This is a genomic window from Streptomyces rimosus subsp. rimosus (genome assembly GCF_000720725.1).
Taxonomy (GTDB): domain Bacteria; phylum Actinomycetota; class Actinomycetes; order Streptomycetales; family Streptomycetaceae; genus Streptomyces; species Streptomyces rimosus_A.
The window spans coordinates 22,719-39,186 of record NZ_JOCQ01000051.1 but is presented as its reverse complement, the minus strand read 5'-3'; the positions used below and the strand labels follow the sequence as shown (position 1 = coordinate 39,186).

15 protein-coding genes are annotated in these 16,468 nt (G+C 73.0%); 9 read left to right on the top strand and 6 right to left on the bottom strand.

Going from position 1 to position 16,468, the window contains the following annotated elements; translation table 11 throughout:
• Nucleotides 1-9: 9 nt before the first annotated feature.
• Nucleotides 10-876, bottom strand: coding sequence for a LysR family transcriptional regulator (locus IH45_RS0125020; protein WP_030672642.1), 867 nt, complete (start codon nt 874-876; stop codon nt 10-12).
• 142 nt (nt 877-1,018) lie between these two features.
• On the opposite strand from IH45_RS0125020, the gene IH45_RS0125015 reads away from it, so the two are divergent.
• From IH45_RS0125015 to IH45_RS0125005, 3 genes are all read left to right on the top strand, one after another.
• A complete protein-coding gene (locus IH45_RS0125015; RefSeq protein WP_078897767.1) occupies nt 1,019-1,993 on the top strand; it encodes an MBL fold metallo-hydrolase in 975 nt (324 codons plus the stop codon).
• Nucleotides 1,994-2,203: 210 nt separating this feature from the next.
• Entirely contained in the window at nt 2,204-3,202 is a 999-nt protein-coding gene (locus IH45_RS0125010) for an ATP-grasp domain-containing protein (RefSeq protein WP_030672638.1), read from the top strand.
• Entirely contained in the window at nt 3,199-4,023 is an 825-nt protein-coding gene (locus tag IH45_RS0125005; protein WP_030672636.1) for an ATP-grasp domain-containing protein, read from the top strand. The genes IH45_RS0125010 and IH45_RS0125005 overlap by 4 nt, the downstream gene beginning before the upstream one ends.
• Here IH45_RS0125005 and IH45_RS0125000 read toward each other — a convergent pair.
• Nucleotides 4,010-4,819 (bottom strand): APH(3'') family aminoglycoside O-phosphotransferase, encoded by an 810-nt coding sequence (locus tag IH45_RS0125000; RefSeq protein WP_030672632.1) that lies wholly within the window; start codon nt 4,817-4,819, stop codon nt 4,010-4,012. The genes IH45_RS0125005 and IH45_RS0125000 overlap by 14 nt on opposite strands.
• A 138-nt stretch (nt 4,820-4,957) precedes the next feature.
• Between IH45_RS0125000 and IH45_RS0124995 the strand changes: the two genes are divergently transcribed.
• Together IH45_RS0124995 and IH45_RS0124990 are read left to right on the top strand one after the other, a co-directional pair.
• Entirely contained in the window at nt 4,958-5,632 is a 675-nt protein-coding gene (locus IH45_RS0124995; protein ID WP_030672630.1) for a TetR/AcrR family transcriptional regulator, read from the top strand.
• 47 nt (nt 5,633-5,679) lie between these two features.
• Nucleotides 5,680-6,825 (top strand): FAD-dependent oxidoreductase, encoded by a 1,146-nt coding sequence (locus tag IH45_RS0124990; protein WP_030672627.1) that lies wholly within the window; start codon nt 5,680-5,682, stop codon nt 6,823-6,825.
• A gap of 27 nt (nt 6,826-6,852) precedes the next feature.
• Here IH45_RS0124990 and IH45_RS0124985 read toward each other — a convergent pair whose 3' ends face one another.
• Nucleotides 6,853-8,043, bottom strand: a complete 1,191-nt coding sequence (locus IH45_RS0124985; RefSeq protein ID WP_030672624.1) for a GDSL-type esterase/lipase family protein — start codon at nt 8,041-8,043, stop codon at nt 6,853-6,855.
• Between the two features lie 53 nt (nt 8,044-8,096).
• Nucleotides 8,097-8,666, bottom strand: a complete 570-nt coding sequence (locus IH45_RS0124980; protein ID WP_030672621.1) for a TetR/AcrR family transcriptional regulator — start codon at nt 8,664-8,666, stop codon at nt 8,097-8,099.
• A 523-nt stretch (nt 8,667-9,189) separates the two neighbouring features.
• Here IH45_RS0124980 and IH45_RS0124975 point away from each other — a divergent pair.
• Nucleotides 9,190-11,859: an MXAN_6230/SCO0854 family RING domain-containing protein gene (locus IH45_RS0124975; protein ID WP_050515161.1), complete on the top strand. Its 2,670-nt coding sequence runs from the start codon at nt 9,190-9,192 to the stop codon at nt 11,857-11,859.
• Nucleotides 11,860-11,895: 36 nt separating this feature from the next.
• Here IH45_RS0124975 and IH45_RS0124970 read toward each other — a convergent pair whose 3' ends face one another.
• Nucleotides 11,896-13,059 (bottom strand): TolB-like translocation protein, encoded by a 1,164-nt coding sequence (locus IH45_RS0124970; protein WP_158813261.1) that lies wholly within the window; start codon nt 13,057-13,059, stop codon nt 11,896-11,898.
• A 206-nt stretch (nt 13,060-13,265) separates the two neighbouring features.
• Here IH45_RS0124970 and IH45_RS0124965 point away from each other — a divergent pair, with 206 nt between their 5' ends.
• The 3 genes from IH45_RS0124965 to IH45_RS0124955 all read left to right on the top strand — a co-directional run bounded on the left by IH45_RS0124965 (nt 13,266) and on the right by IH45_RS0124955 (nt 15,479).
• Nucleotides 13,266-13,826, top strand: coding sequence for a hypothetical protein (locus IH45_RS0124965; protein WP_030672613.1), 561 nt, complete (start codon nt 13,266-13,268; stop codon nt 13,824-13,826).
• 185 nt (nt 13,827-14,011) lie between these two features.
• The gene (locus IH45_RS0124960; protein ID WP_030672610.1) at nt 14,012-14,800 is read left to right on the top strand and encodes a 3-hydroxybutyrate dehydrogenase; all 789 of its coding nucleotides are present in this window, start codon (nt 14,012-14,014) and stop codon (nt 14,798-14,800) included.
• A 145-nt stretch (nt 14,801-14,945) separates the two neighbouring features.
• A complete protein-coding gene (locus tag IH45_RS0124955; RefSeq protein WP_030672608.1) occupies nt 14,946-15,479 on the top strand; it encodes a DoxX family protein in 534 nt (177 codons plus the stop codon).
• 310 nt (nt 15,480-15,789) lie between these two features.
• On the opposite strand, the gene IH45_RS0124950 is transcribed toward IH45_RS0124955, so the two are convergent.
• Entirely contained in the window at nt 15,790-16,260 is a 471-nt protein-coding gene (locus IH45_RS0124950) for a DIP1984 family protein (RefSeq protein ID WP_030672605.1), read from the bottom strand.
• Nucleotides 16,261-16,468 lie beyond the last annotated feature (208 nt).

Here is a 16,468-nt window from a genome sequence, read left to right as displayed (position 1 = left end):
AGCGCCCTATCACCGATTCCGGTTCCACAGCTCGGCCGCGATCCGCGCGAAGGAGCGGACGAGCGGGCTGGTGTCGCCGCTGCGCCACGCGATGACGAGGGGGCTGGGCGGCATGTCGGTCAACGGGACGACGGTGAGCCCGCCGGGCAGGGAGCGGACCAGCGGGGCCAGCCCCACCGTTCCGCTCCACAGCACCGACTGAAGACATTCGTGGACGGTCCGTACGACGGGACCCTCACCGTGGGCGGTGCCCGGACGCCGGGCCCAGTAGGCGTTCCAGACGGGATCGGTTCCCTCGGGCAGCCGGAACCACCGGCGGTCGGCGAGCTCGTCGATGCTCAGACTGTCGCGCCCGGCCAGCGGATCGTCCGGGCGCAGGACCACGCCGACCGGGTCCGAGCGCAGGACCCGGGTGGTCAGGCCGGAGTCCTCGAACGGCGCGCGGGTCAGGGCCACATCGACCAGCCCGGCGCGCAGCCCGGCGGTCGGATCGCTCAGGTCGGCCTCGCGGATACGGATGCATACGTGGGGGTGGCGGTCCCGGTAGGCGGCGGCCAGGCACGTCCCGGCCTCCTCGACGCTGTCGGCGAGGGTGCCGACCGCCAGGGTGGCCGTACCTGCCGCCGCGGCCACCCGCACGCGCGCCCGGTCGGCCTGCGCCAGGAGCGTACCCGCCTCGTCGAGCAGCGCGGCCCCGGCGGCGGTCAGGGAGACCCCGGTGGGGGAGCGGTCCAGCAGCGTGCAGCCGAGGTCGGCCTCCAGCCGGCGGATGGCGCGGCTCAGCGGGGGCTGGGTCATGTGCAGCCGCGCGGCGGCCCTGCCGAAGTGGCGTTCCTCGGCGACCGCCACGAAATAGCGCAGTACGCGTAGCTCCATCCAGCAACGATACCGATGCGGTATCGGGCCGACGGGATCGGTGTTGGACGCCGCGGAGCGCGGGCGGTGGACTCGACGGCGTACCGGATCCGCCGCCGTAGGGGCCGGCGGACCGACATCATCGCAACGCCGAGGAGCCGACATGGCAGAGGTGGCCGCGGAAGCGGGGACGGCGGCCGGGGCGCCGGAAGCGGTCCGGCACGACGGGCCGGAGCCCGTCGTGCGGGTCGCCGGGGCCCGGGAGATCGCCGACGATCTGGTGGTCATACCCGACCAGGGAGTGCAGCTCGTGCCGAACATCGGCATCATCGGCGGCCGGGACGCCGTCCTGGTCGTGGAGACCGGCATGGGACCCCGCAACGCGGAGCGGGTCCTGGAATTCGCGGCGGACCACGCCCGGGGCCGCAGGCTCTATCTGACGACGACACACTTCCATCCCGAGCACGCCTTCGGCGCGCAGGCCTTCACCGGCGCCGCGACCTACCTGGCCAACCGGGACCAGGCCGTGGACCTGGAGACCAAGGGCCCCGGCTACCTGGAGATGTTCCGGCAGCTCAGCGAGTCGGCCGCGCGTCAGCTGGAGGGGGCCCGGCCGGTACGGCCCGACGTCGTCTACGACCGGTCGTACGACCTGGACCTGGGCGGCCGGGTGGTGCACCTGCGGGCCACCGGCCGGGCGCACAGCAAGGGCGACCAGGTGATCGACGTCCCGGACGCTGACGTGCTGTTCACCGGCGACCTCGTGGAAGCGGGACAGTTCGCCATCTTCCCGTGGTTCCCGCCGCACGACACCGATGTCTCCGGCACCCGCTGGCTCGCGGTCATGGAGCGGCTGGCGGCCCGCCGCCCGCGGACCGTGGTGCCGGGCCACGGCGAGGCCGGCGGCCCGCAACTCCTCGCCGACGTGCGCGACTACCTCGCGGAGCTGCGGTACGAGACATGGGTCCGCCGGGACTCGGCGGCCGGCGAGCAGACGATCGCCGACGAGATCGCGGACCTGATGATCCGGCGGCACCCGCAGTGGACCGGCCGCGAGTGGATCGGGAAGGGCGTCGGCTGCCTGTGCGCCGAGCATGCGGCGCACGCGGCGGAACACGCGCACGGCCATACGCCCTGAACTGGTCGAACGTCCTGACTTGCCAGGGTCGGGTGCTCCGGGTCCGCCGCCGACGACGGGCCGCTCGGCCCGGAAGCAGAGCGCCTGAAGACCGCCCCGCGCCCGGCGGACCGGAACAGCCGGGCGCCGGGGCGAGCACCCCGGGCGGCGCATGACATCCTGTGGTCTCGCAACGCGCCGGGCCGGCCCGGCGGACTACAAGGAAGATCGATGAGGCTCTGCTTCCTGGTGGAGGAAAACTACCGTCACGACGGCATGCCCAACGAGGTGATCCGTCAACTGACCGCCTGGGGCCACCAGGTGGACGTGGCGCGGCCGGGCGGTTCCCTGCTGCACATGACCGAGGCGGTGCGGGCGGGCACCCACGACGCGTGGGTGCTCAAGACGGTCTCCGGCGGGCCCGGACTCACCCTGCTCGAAGCGGCGGCCTCGGCCGGGATGACGACGGTCAACGACGCCCGGTCCATCCGGGGCGTACGGGACAAGGCGCTGGCCGCGGCGATCGGCCGCGCCCGGGGGCTGCCGGTGCCCCGGACCTGGGCCGCGGCCCGCCCCGAACTGCTGGCGGAGCTGCCCGCGTCGGAGTACCCGCTGGTCGTCAAGCCCGCCGACGGCAGCTCGGGCCGGGCCGTGCACCTGGTCGCGTCGCCGGACGAGCTGGCCGCGACGGCTCCCGAGCTGGCGCGGGAGGGCATGCTCATCGCCCAGCCATACGTGCCCAATTCGGGCATCGACATCAAGGTCTACTGCGTCGGCGGCGAGCTGTACGCCACCGAGCGCCGCTCCCCGCTCCACCCGGAGCACGCGGCACGGGAACGCCGCGTACCGCTGTCGGCAGAGGTCGCCGCGATCGCGGACCAGGTGGGGGCGGTGTACGGCCTCGACCTGTACGGCGTGGACATCCTGCTGGGGCCCGACGGCCCGGTGGTCGTCGACGTCAACGACTTCCCGAGCTTTCGGCAGGTGCCGGACGCGGTGGCGCGCGTGGCGCGGGCCGTACTGGGGCTGGCACGCGCCGGGCAGGGAGCCGCCTCCGGCCCGACGGAGCAGTGCGGTGCGGGGGAACAGCACGGTGCGGTCGGCGGGCCGTTGCCGGCGGGCCGGGCGCACCCCGATTCCGGCGCCGGCGCGGGGCCCGTGGAGGTTTCTCTTCCCGCGCAGGCCACGGCCTCCGTTCAGATTCCCGCGGCCGCGGGGGAGAGCTCGTGAGAATAGGCCTGATCACGCGCGACCCCGGCCATCCGCTGCTGGCCGCCGCCACCGCCCTGCTCAGCCCCGAGCACGACGTGGTGACGCTGGGCCCGGAGACGGCGGGTGAGGTCCCAGAGCCGTGCGCCGATGTCTACCTGCTGAAGGCCCGTACCTCTCAAGCGCTCGCGCTGGCCCGCGCCCTGGAGGAACGCGGCGCCCCCGTGGTGAACTCGGCCGCGGCGACCGCGCTGCTCCAGGACCGTACGGCGATGGCGCACTGCGCCCGGCGAGCCGGGCTCCCCTTCGCGGGCACCCGTACCTTCGCCACGCTCGCCGAACTGGCCGACGGGCCGCGGCCCACCGGCCCGGTGGTGGTCAAGAGCCGGTACAGCCGCAAGCACGACCTGGTGGCCCGCGTCGACAACGGCGGACAGCTGCGCGCGCTCGCCGCCGCGCATCCGCGGGAGCCGGTCGTGGTGCAGGAATTCGTCCCGAACAGCGGGTGGGACCACAAACTGTGGGCGGTGGGGGACCGGCTCTTCGCCGCCCTGCGCCGCTCGGAACTCTCGCCCGAGGGCCGCGGCCCCACGCTGCCGCTCGCCCTCGCCGACCTGCCGCCCGGCTGGTCCGGCATGGTGCGCCGGGCCGGTGAGGTCTTCGGGCTGGACGTCTACGGCGTGGACGTCATCGACGCGGGCGACGGCTCCCCGCTCATCGTGGACATCAACGCCTTTCCCGGCATCCGGGGCCAGGACGGCGCTCCGGAAGCGCTGGCGGCGCTGGCGCTGCGCCGCGCCGGCCGGCCGTCGGTCGCGGGTGACGGTCTCACCCCCAGGTGAGGGGGTCGAGATGCAGGTAGAACCGCTCGCGGTCCCGGTCGAGGGCCATGCCGTACCGGGCGGCGAACGCCTCCTCCGCGGCCTGTGACCGCCGCTCGTCGTCGCCCCACATCTCGCGGGCGGTGGCGAAGAGCAGCGCGAGGTCGGCGTACGGATCGGCGCGTCCGAGGCGGCCGAGGTCGATGAAGCCCGCCACGGCCGGCGTGTCCGGGTCGAGGATGATGTTGGGCAGGCACAGGTCCCCGTGGCAGACGACGGTCTGCGCGGCCTCCTGGGCGAGGCGCTGTCCGACGTACGGGACGAGGCGCGCGAGCAGTTCGGCACCGGGCGTGTGCCGCTGCTCCCGGGGGAGGAAGTCCGGATTGACCGCTCCCCGCGCGACGACATCGCGGGCCAGGGAGAACATGTCGCCGAGGCCGCGTGTGAACGGGCACCGCTCCGGCGGCAGTTCGTGCAACCGCCGCACGGCGTCCGCGATCGGCTCCCACGCCGCCCGGAGCATCGAGGCCGGGGCCCGATCGGCGGGAATTCCCCGGACGGCGCTGGTCACCAGCCCGGCCCCGGCGGCGCCGACGCGCCAGTCGAGGACCCGCGGCCCGGGAACGTCCTGCGTACCCAGCCAGCTCACCCGGTCCCGCTCCGCCTCCAGCGCGGCGGCCTGGTCGGCGGGGACGCACTTGGCGTAGCGCGAACCGTCGGCCGAACGGAAGACCGCGGCCCCGGACTCGCCGTCCGCCACGGGCTCCCACCCGGCGCCCTCGCCGTCGGCGCGCAGCAGCGTACGGAATGCAGACATCGGATCGATCACGGTCGCCAACCTAGTCAGCGCGTCCGGTACGGCGCACGGCGATTTACCGCGCGGCAGACGGCACCGCAGATCGCAGCACCGAGCAACGAACTTGTTCGTAACGAACATGTTCGCTACGGTGGAGGTATGACCCCACCCAGCCGCCGCGAGCGCCCCGCCAAGCCCGCCCTCACCCACGAAGGCATCGTGGCCACCGCCGTGGCCCTGATGCGGTCCGAAGGGCTGCGGCGGGTGACGATGCGCCGCCTGGCCAAGGAACTCGACACCGGCCCCGCATCGCTCTACGTGTACGTGGCCAACACCGCCGAGCTGCACGCCGCGATCCTGGAGGAACTTCTCGGCGCGGTGGACCTCGGCCCGGCCCGGGCGCCCGGCGACTGGCGCGAGCGGCTGGTGGACGTGCTCGGCTCGTACACCCACACCCTGTTCCAGTACCCGAGCCTCGCGCACTCCGCGCTGGTCGCCCGCCCCTCGGGGCCGAACTACCTGGCGCTGGTCGAAGCGGTCCTCGCCCTGCTGCACGAGGGCGGCGTGCCCGGCGCGCAGGCTGCCTGGAGTGTGGACACCCTGCTCCAGGTGGCCACCGCCACCGCGGCCGAGCAGTCCTCCCGCGACCGCGACCCGGGCGCGGAGGAGGAGCACAACGCGCTGGTCAGCGCGCTGCGGCAGGCCTCGCCCAGTACGCACCCGCGGATCGCCGCCCTCGGTGACGACCTGTTCTCCGGAACCCCCGAACAGCGGCTCGCCTGGACGTTCCGCATGGTCGTCAACGGCGCGGCAGCCACACCCCGGCCATCCTGAACACCTCGCCCCGACTGCCCGGCCCACCACCGAATCGAGGAACCACCATGCGCACCACACACCACCCCGTAGCGATCATCGGCGCCGGTCTCGGCGGTCTGACCCTGGCCCGTGTCCTGCACGTGCACGGCATCGACGCCGTCGTTCTCGAAGGCGAGGCCGACCGACACACCCGTACCCAGGGCGGCATGCTCGACATCCACGACGACGCCGGGCAGGCAGCCCTGCACGCCGCCGACCTCCACGAGCCCTTCCGCGCACTCGTTCTCCCGGGCGGCGAGGCGACGCGCGTGGTCGATCCGCAGGGCACCGTACGGATGGAGGAGACGGACGAGGGCGGCGGCACCCGGCCCGAGGTGGAGCGCGGACAGCTCCGCGACCTGCTGCTGGACTCGCTTCCCGAGGGCACCGTCCGCTGGGGGAACAAGGTCACCGGCGCACGCGCGCTGGGCGGCGGGCAGCACGAGGTGACGCTCGCCGACGGTACGGTCCGCACCACCGGTCTGCTCGTCGGCGCCGACGGGGCCTGGTCCCGCATCCGGCCGCTGGTCTCCCCGGCCACCCCCACCTACACCGGCATCTCCTTCGTCGAGAGCGACCTGCTGGACGCCGACACCCGCCACCCGGACAGCGCCGCCCTCGTCGGCGGCGGCTCCTTCTTCAGCCTCGGCGACGGGAAGGGCTTCCTCGCCCACCGCGAGTCCGACGGCAGTCTGCACGTCTACACCGCGCTGAAGACCGGCCCCGAGTGGCTCGACGCCATCGACTTCGGCGCTTCGGCCACCGACACTGCCAAGAAGGCCGTCCTGGCCCCCTTCGATGGCTGGGACGACCGGCTGCGGGCCCTGGTCGCCGACGCCGACGGGCCGCTCGTCCCGCGTCACATCCACGCCCTGCCCGTGGGCCACCGCTGGGACCGCACCCCCGGCGTCACCCTGCTCGGCGACGCCGCCCATCTGATGTCCCCGTTCGCGGGCGAGGGCGCCAACCTCGCCATGCTGGACGGCGCCGAACTCGGCCGGGCCATCGCTGCCCACCCCGGTGACACCGAAGCCGCCCTCGCCGCCTATGAGCAGGCGCTCTTCCCGCGCAGCGAGGCGTCCGCCGCCGAGTCCGCGGCCAACCTGGACCTGATGTTCGGCGACCGGGGGCTGGAGCGGCTGCTCGACCTGTTCGGCTCCCACCAGGGGTGAGCGGCGAACCGGCCGGCGGCATCCGCCTCAGACGGCCCGGCCGTCCGCGAAGGCGCCCGCGCCGCTGAACGCCAGGCCGGCGAAGCGCTCGCCGATACGGCGGTGGGTGGCGGCGTCCGGGTGGAGCTCGTCGGGCAGCGGCAGCTCGGCCGCGTCCGCAGCACCGTAGAGTTCGCGGCCGTCCAGGTAGTGCAGGTTCGGGTCCTGGACCGCCCGCTGCGCCACGATCCGGGCCAGCTCGTCGCGGATCACGCCCAGCGTCAGCTTCCCGCTCGCGACCTCCGCCGGATCGCCCGTGGCCCGGAACCGCAGCCGGCCGGAGCTGACGGCGGAGAAGTCCGGGGCGCTGGGGCCCGGGGTGTCCTCGTGGATGGGGCACAGGATGGGGGAGACGACCAGCAGCGGGGCGGTGGGGTGGCCCTCGCGGATGGTGTCGAGGAAGCCGTGGACAGCGGGGGTGAAGGCGCGCAGCCGCATCAGGTCGGCGTTGACCAGATTTATGCCGATCTTGACGCTGAGCAGGTCGGCCGGCGTGTCCCGCAGCGTACGGGCGGTGAACGGGTCGAGCAGGGCGCTGCCGCCCAGCCCCAGATTGACCAGTTCGACGCCGCCCAGGGACGCGGCGAGCGCGGGCCAGGTGGTGGTGGGACTCGCGGCGTCCGAGCCATGGCTGATCGAACTGCCGTGGTGCAGCCACACCCGGCGCCCCCGGTCCGGTACGGGTTCGACGGGAGCGTCGGTGCGCAGGGCGAGGAGTTCGGTGGTCTCGTTGTGCGGCAGCCAGATCTCGACGTCCTTGGCGCCCTCGGCCAGGCCGGTGAAGCGGACGGTGCCGGGCGGGCCGGGCCGCTGCTCGGCGGTCCCGGCGGCCATGTCGATGGTCAGGACGTTGCCGCGGTCCGGCACGTCGGCCCGGCCCGCCGGGCGGCCGTCGACGACCAGGTCGTACACGCCGTCCGGCCGGGGCGGGGCGCCCACGTACACCCGCTTGGTGGGCAGCGTGTCCAGCTCGACGGCGGTGGCGCGGGTACGGAAGACCAGCCGCACGCCGGACGGCTGCGACTCGGCCATGGCCAGTTGCCCGTCGAAGTACTGCGCGCGGGCCCACGCGGGCAGCCGGTGCGGCAGCACGCCGTGCTCGGTGCGCTCCAGGTCGAGGGCGCCGCGCAGGAGGTCGTCGGTGATGGGCGTGGTGATCCAGTCGGGATTGGTGTGCATGACCTTTACCTATAGGTGGGTGGAGGGTGTGTTGGGTGAGGGCCCGGCCGGGATCAGGCCGCGGGCCAGTTCCGCAGCAGGGCGTCGAGTGCGTCCAGGACGCGTGACCAGGTCTCCTGCGTGTCGGGAGCGCTGTGGCTGAAGCCGCCGCCCAGCTCCAGGCTCACGTAGCCGTGGAAGACGCTGCCCAGCAGGCGTACGGCATGGGTCTGGTCCGGTTCAGACAGGTCGTAACCGCGCAGCAGGGCCCGCGTCATCTGCGCGTGCCGGACGCCCGCGCTGGCGGCGGCCGTCGCCGGGTCCAGCCTTAGCTGCGCCGCGGCATAGCGGCCGGGGTGCTCCTTGGCGTAGTCGCGGTAGACGTTCGCCAAGGCGGTCAGGGCGTCCTTGCCCGCCCGCCCGGCCAGGGCGTCGGCGGCCCGGTCGGCCAGTTCTTCCAAGGCGAGGAGGGCGATCCGGGTCTTGAGGTCCTGCGAGTTCTTCACGTGCGAGTACAGACTCGCGACCTTCACGTCGAACCGTCTGGCCAGTGCCGAGACGGTCACCTCGTCGAACCCGACCTCGTCGGCCAGTTCCGCCCCGGCCAGGGTCAGACGTTCCGTGGTCAGCCCTACGCGTGCCATGAGCTTCCTTCCGTTTGGCATAATCGAGTATGCAGTTGCCTAAAGGCTTTAGGCAAGCTGAGGTGGAGGTTAGGTAGCTCACGAGCGGGCGGCGGGGCCGAGGCCGCGGGTGGCCGCCCGGCGAACCCGTCCCCCCGGCCCCGCCCATAAATCCGCTACGCCGTTTCCCCGACGCTTGCTAATGTGTGCCACGCGGGGCGGCTCCGCAGCGTGCTTCCTTCTCACTTTCCTCTCTCGAAAAATGAGCGCGTTCACTTCCCGCCCCGCATCAACGTCTTTTCCCCGGCGCCGATCCGAACCCGGCCACCCGCCGCTGACCAGCAGCTCTTCCTGAGCTTGACCCCGCAAAGCGGATGCAGACGGCTTCCCGGGATTGATACGTTCACCGAGGCGCGAAGCAGCGGAATCAGGCGACAGTCCGACCCGCCTTGCGCACGTATTCCGCAAGAATTCACGTGGCACCGGTCGTACGGACCGGCGTCATGCCGGCCCCGGCGTTCCCGCCGGGCGGGGGAGGAAGGCCATGACGCTCACCATCAGCTCGACCCGTACCGGCAGCCGCCGCAGCCTGGCTGCCGTGCTGCTGTCCCGCCGCGGCGCGGTCTACCTGCCGTCGGCCGGAGACGCGGCACGGCCGACGGTGGACGGCCTCGCCGGTGTCTCGCTGCTGGAAGCCGATCTCCTGGAACGCGGTCACCTGCTGTCGGCCGACCTGCGTCAGGCCCTGGCCGTACTGGACACCCGCACGCTGACCACAGCGGGCCGCGCCCTGCTGGAAGACCTCGACCACGCCCTCGGCGCGGACCGCGACCACACCCCGCTCTTCCGCGGCTTCCCGCAGACCACCCACGCGTACTACGTCGACCGCGTGCTGACCCTCCTCTTCCAGAAGCCCCGGCAGCCGTGCGTCCTGTGCGGCACGGACGGGACGGTGCACGCCCTCGCGCCGTGCGCGCACCTGGTGTGCCGGATGTGCTTCGACGGCAAGGACTTCTCCGCCTGCCCGGTCTGCCACCGCCGCATCGACGCCGACGACCCGTTCCTGAGCCCGCAGGAACCGCGCCCGGCCGCCGACCCCGGCCGTGCCCTGCCCGAGCGCCTGCGCGTCCTTGCCCACGGCGGTGACCTGGCCGCCCGTACGGCCGACGCGGGCCGCGAGTTGAGCACCCTCCTCGCCCGCACCGGAGTGCTGAGCCCGCAGGACACCGACGACCTCCAGACCCTCCTGGACACCCGGGACCGCACCGACCTGACCTGGCTGCCGCGCACCGTCCCGGGCCGCGAGACCAAGGCCCGGCTCCTCGCCTGGCTGCTCGCCGACCCGGCCGCGTACGCCGTGACGATCCCCGCGGCCACCGGCCTGACCGACACCGCGACCGATGTGCTGCGGCTGCTCGTGGTGCGCTCCGGCGGCGACGCCGGCCTGGTCGACATACCCCGCTTCGCCCAGGTGCCGCGTCCGCTGCGCCGCGCCCTGCTGTCCGTGCTCGACCGGCTCGAACCGGCCCTGGCCGTCGAGGACATGCGCCGCCACCCGACGGCCTGGAAGCACGCCGCCGAGCGCCTGCACCCCTTCGAGTACGCCGAGCGCTACCCGCGGGCCGCGCTCGCCGTCGCCGTCCTGCGCGAGGTCCGGCTCACCGACGACGCCCTGTCCGAGCGGCTGCGCGCGGCAGCGCGGACCCTGCCGTACGCCGACGCCTCCGGCGACCGCGTCCGGCTGCCGCACTGGCCCGCCCGGGTCGAAGCCGCGCTGGCCGACCGGGACGTACCCGCCGCCGTCGCCCTGCTCGCCCGGCGCCCCGGCGAACTGCTGCGCCGCCTGGACCACTTGCTGCGGCTGGCGGCCGAGAACGGCGACGCAGCCGGCGCGGTGCCGGCCGCGCTGGACAAGGCCGTACGGAAGGTTTCCCCGGCGGTGCTGCTCTCCGCCCTCGGCGAGATCCGGACCCGTACGGCTCCCGAGCAGCACGACCGCGTCTTCTTCCCCAAGGGCGGCAACGCGAAGGCGCACATCGTCGCGGACGAGCGCGGCCCGCTGCCCGCGGATGCCGTCGCCCGTACGGTCGCCGTCCTCACCGGCGAGATACTGCGCCGCGCCGCAGCCCGGCCGCCGGTGGAACTGGCGGTCGTCGACGCCGGACTCAACGGTGTCATCGCGCCGTTCGCGGAGCGCACCGCCGCACGGGCCCTGGTCACCCTGCCGCGCGGCAGTGAGCTGCCGGTGCCCGAAGGCCGTACGGTGCGCCTGTTCCTGCACTGGATGGAGAGCGGGACTTCCGGCCGTACGGACCTGGACCTGAGCGTGGCGCTGTACACCGCGGACTGGCAGCACACCGGCACCTGCGACTACACCGACCTGCGCTTCCGCAAGGACGCCGCGGTGCATTCCGGCGACCTGACCAGCGCACCGGCGCCGCAGGGGGCGGCGGAGTTCGTGGACCTCGACCTGGACCGGCTGGCGGCGGCCGGCGTCCGCTATGCGGTCGCCGTGGTCTTCTCCTACAACAACGTGGCGTTCGAGGACCTGGACGAGGCGTTCGCCGGGCTGATGGTCCGCGACCGGCCGGGGGACGAGGGGCCGGTGTTCGACCCGCGCCAGGTGGAGCAGCGTTTCGACCTGACGGGCCGGGCCCGTGCCGCGGTGCCGATGGTGCTGGACGTGGCGGGCCGTACGATGCGCTGGCTCGACGTGGTCAAGGGCGTCACCGGCACCCACCACGCCGTGCACCGCCACGCGGACGCCCTGGCCACGCTCGGCCAGGGACTGACGGGCCTGTTCGCCTCCGGCGCCCGGGTCGGCCTCGGCGAACTGGCCACCTGGCAGGCCGCCGCCCGGGCGCGCACCGTCGTGGTGCGCCACCACGACGGCTCGGCGAGCACCTACCGGCGTCGCGGCGGCGAGGACACGGCGGAGTTCGCCAACCGCATCGGGACGCCGGCGACGGACGACGGTCCGGGCCGGGATTCCGACGAGGTCCGTACGCCCGCCGGAGCCCCGGCCGCCGGGGCCTGCGACGCCGCCGGAACTCCCGACCTCGGCCGGGCCCGGCTGGCGTATCTGCTGCGCGGCGACCTGCCGTTGACGGGGCAGGCGGAGGTGTTCGCGCTGCACCCGGCGGGGCTCGACGCGGGGGAGGTACGGCTGCTGGCCGCCTCCGACTTCGTCACCTCGCTCGCCGCGGACGGGTAGCTCCCCGGCGGTCCTCCGGGGAGCCACGGACGACCGTCAGTTCCAGCGGACCAGGGACATACGGTGCTTGTCCGCCCCGTCGAGGGGCTGGTCCACGTTCGCGATCTTCACCGGCTGGGCCCCGCCCGTGAAGCCTGCGCGGAACAGCGCCCACTGTCCGCCCTCCCCCTTCGAGAGGAACGCGAAGCTCTTGCCGTCGGGGGAGGGCAACGGCGCCAGACTGACCCGGTCGTTCTTCGGGATCAGATCCTCGGTCTTCACCACCTTCTTGTAGTCGGCGCTGACGGTGATCTTCTTGAACTCGCAGACCAGGGTGGTGGCGTCGTGCCAGAACGTCGGTTCGCAGTCGGGGCCGTCCTCGCCCAGGCCCTTGGTGTCGAGGTCGGTGAGGTACCCGTCCACGCCGGCCTCGCCCTTGTCCGAGACCCGCGCCAGGCGCAGGCCTCCGGACGCCGCGCTCGTGGCCACCACCCCGCCCGCGGGGACGGCCGGCCCGTTGACCTTGTTCGTGGCCAGGACCGCGGTCGCCGTGGGGCCGTCCTGCCTGAGGAGGGACGGGATCTTCTCGTACGGAACGCGCTGCTCACTCGCGACGCCCGCCTTCGTGTCGCGTGAGACGACCGGGTCGTTCGACCGGAAGCCATGGGGCTGCTCGTCGTACCAGAGCCTGCCCGTGACCGGGTGGAAGGCGGCGCCGGTGTTCTTCGCGCGCTTGGTGAACGCGTCCGGGTCGGGCGGCGACACCTCCTTGCCGGTGGCCAGGTCGAAGGCGGCGGCCCGGTCCGTGGTGCCGGCGCGGGAGATGCCCGCCACCTGCGTGAGGTCCTTGTTGAAGGCCAGGCCGGGTCCCTTGGCGGGGCCGTCCTTCTTGCACACGGCCGTCGGTTCCACGCCGCTCGGCAGGACGGTGCTGCGTTCGGCGAGGACCGCGCCGTTCTCGGCGGAGTACGAGCGGACCGTGAGCCCGTACACCTTGCCGCCGTCGCCACCGCTGCTGCCGTCGGGAATCGGATGGCAGAAGGCCACTGTCACAGCGCCGGGCTGGGCCAGCGACGCCTTCTTCACGTCACCACCACCGGAGGCGCCGCCGCCGTTCCCCGCGGCCTTGGAACCCCCGGCCGGATCAGCACCGCCTCCGCAGGCGGCGAGCAACAGCGCGGCTCCCGCCATGATTCCGGCCTTGACGCTACGTCGTGTCACAACAGCTCCCCGTGGATGCCGCCTGGACCGGGCCGGCCCGGGCTCGGCAACGAACACAGGACGCGCCGGCCCGCCGGCAGCGGTGTCTCGGCAAAGAGCGATCATTAAAGCAGGTCTTGGCGTGCACGGATCAAGCGGCGGACGCTCGACGCCCGCGGCCTCGTGTGTGACGCCCGGCCTGCCATCAGGGGGGAGAGGACGAGCCGATGCTGCTGACGCTGACCGGGGGATCGGGCGCGGGCAAGACGACGCTGGCAGCCGCGCTGGCGGCCACCACACCGTGCGATTCCGTGCGGGTGCTGCACGCCGACGACTACTACTTCCGCACGCCGGACAGCGGTGTGTGGTACCTCGACGACAACGGCGTACCGCATCTGGACTTCGGCGATCCCCGGTCGCTGGACACCGTGCGCCTCGCCCTCGACACGGAAGCGGCGCTGGCCTCCCACGCGGTGGCCATCGTCGACGGTCTGTTCGCCTGCCGCGTCGTACCTCAGGTGACGTGCGCACGCTTCCACGTCTTCGTCGACCTTCCGGCCGACCTCCGGCTGGTACGCAAGATCCAGCGCAAGTGCCTGCGCGACGGCTTCCCCCTCGACGTCCTGCTGCGCAACTACCTCCGCCACCGCCGCGACGCCCACGAACGGCACGTCGAACCCGCCCGCCTCGACTGCGACCTGGAACTCGACGGGACCCTGCCGACCGCGACCCTGGCACAGCAGGTCTGGTCGGCGGTCCTCACCAGGGGCCTCGCGCCCGGAGCGTGAGACGCGGGCGTACGGCACCCGCGGCCGCCTCAGCCGTCCGACGGTCCAACTCCTGGATTCTGCCCGTACGGACGGTGAGTTCGCGGGGCCATGGCGTGATCTCACCATGGCAGACCACGGATAGTGGGCCCTGACGGGCCTCCACACGTAGGCACCGGCCCGCGATGCCCTTACCGTTCTCCACCATGATTCCCACCACCCGGACACCCTCCTCGTTTCCCGCCGACGCCATCGACCTCAGCGGGCGTACCGCCCTCGTGACCGGTGCCGGGAGCGGTATCGGCAAGGCGTGCGCCGTCGCCTTCGCGGCGGCGCGGGCCTCGGTCCACGTGGTCGACAAGGACGCCGCGTCGGCCGAAGCCGTCGCCGCGGAAATCGGCGGTCGAGCGCATATCGCGGACCTGTCCGACCCCGCCGCGATCGAACTGCTGCCGACCGAGACCGACATCCTCGTCAACAACGCCGGATTCCAGCACGTGGCCCCGCTCACCGCATTCCCGCCGGAGCGGTTCGCGCTGATGCAGCAGGTGATGGTCACCGCACCGTTCCTCCTGCTGCGGCGCACGCTGCCGTACATGTACGCCAACGGCTGGGGCAGGGTCGTGAACATCTCCAGTGTCCACGGGCGGCGGGCGAGCGCCTACAAGTCCGCCTACGTCGCCGCGAAGCACGCCTTGGAGGGGCTGAGCAAGGTCACGGCCATCGAGGGCGCGGAGCACGGCGTGACCAGCAACTGCATCAATCCCGGCTACGTCCGTACACCGTTGGTCGAGAAGCAGATCCGCGACCAGGCCGCCGCGCACGGGATCGACGCCGCGGACGTGCTCAACGAGGTGCTGCTGGCGCGGTCACCGATCAAGCGGCTGCTGGAGCCCGAGGAGGTCGCTGCGGCCGCGCTCTGGCTGTGCTCGCCGCACGCCGGTTACGTCAACGGTGCCTCCGTACCCCTGGACGGCGGCTGGGGAGCGGGCTGACCCGCCCGGCCCACAACACGTCTCCCCGTTTCGCGCTCCCCGCCTCCTCACCCGAATGGCCGAGTGGACGAGGCCGCGACGTGTCGGAGGGGCGACGATGGGCACGCGGAGGGGACTGTCCCTGCCAACTGCCCCGGGAGTCACCGTGACCTGTTTCGACCGACGAGACCTGGGCCTGCTGCTGCTCCGGGCCGGGGCCGGCGGCGTGCTGGCCGCGCACGGGGCACAGAAGCTGTTCGGCTGGTTCGGCGGCGGTGGGCTCGAAGGGACCGGCCAGTTCATGGAGTCCGTCGGATTCGTGCCGGGCAAGGCGAGCGCGACGGTTGCGGGGCTCACCGAGGCCGGCGGCGGTGTGCTGCTGGCCTTCGGCCTGGCTACCCCGGCCGCCGGTGCGGCCGCCGCGGGAGCGATGGCGGGCGCCGCCGCCGTACACCGGCCCAACGGCTTCTTCGCGCAGGACGGCGGCTACGAGCACCCGGCCTACCTGGGCCTGACAGCCATCGGCCTCGGCATCACCGGCCCCGGCAGACTCTCCCTCGACCACGCCTTCGGCCATGTCTTCAACCGCGGCTGGATGGTCCCGGCGGCGCTCGCGGCGACGGGCGTGGCCACGGGGCTGGTGGTGGGGGCGCGCAACAAGAGGGCGCGGCAGGAGGAGGAGCGGGGGAGCGCGGTATAGGGACGCTCGCCCCTTCGAAACGACTAGGGGACGCCCGCCCCTCCGCAACGATTAGGGGACGCCCGCCCCTCCGCAACGATGTGGAAACCCCGAACCCGCCCTCGCCGCCCCGGATCTGCACGTGGTGATGTGCTGTGCGGTGTGCACCATTACCTGTACGCGATGCTGAGCTGCACTGTCTGTGGGGAGTCGAACCCCTGCGTTGCTCTCCACGCGCCAGGAGTGGACCGGAAAACCGCCGGCCCTCGGTGTGTGCACGCCTCCGGAACGGCTACCTGCTCCACATCGGCATCCGCTGCCGACCACCTGCTCAGTCCAGCAGATCGGCCTCCCAGTTCGTCCGCTGGATCGCTACGTCGATCTCCCGGATCTCCCGCGCGATGAGGTCCGCCTGCCGGCGCAGTTCCGCGACCGGCAGCGCGGAAAGCATCATCAGCTCGGACCGGAGCTGCCGGCCGTAGCCGCGGTCGCCCGTCCCCGCCGCCGCGTCCGCGGCCGAGGTGACCACCGAGTGACGCAGCCGCAGCACGTCCCGGCGCGCGAGCGCGTCGGTGAGCGTGCCGTGCCGGCCCATGTCCACGGCGGCGTTGGTGCGGTTGATGCGCCGGATCAGCGTCTCCAGGGTGGTCAGCACCTCGTCCGCCTCGGCCAGCAGCTCGGCCGCGTCCTCGGCGGGCGTCTCGCCCTCCTGGTACCGCGCACTGCTGACGACGCGCGCACGCAGCTGTTCCGCACGCCGGGTCGCCTCCGCGCGCTCCGCCAGTGCTTCGGCAAGTTTCACTGGCCACCTCCTCCGTGCAGCTGTGGGTCCACGCAAGTATACGGATGCAAATATGCCCATTCGCACCTGGTTTTCGCGGCGAGGCCCGTCATTGCCGGACTACGGCAAGAAGAAGCCGTCATCCCTTGCCTGTTGTGCGCATGACCTGCCGGCCCCCGGCTGGGAAAGACTGGGGCGCCAGGCCCGGAGCGCCGCTTGCGAGGCCGGC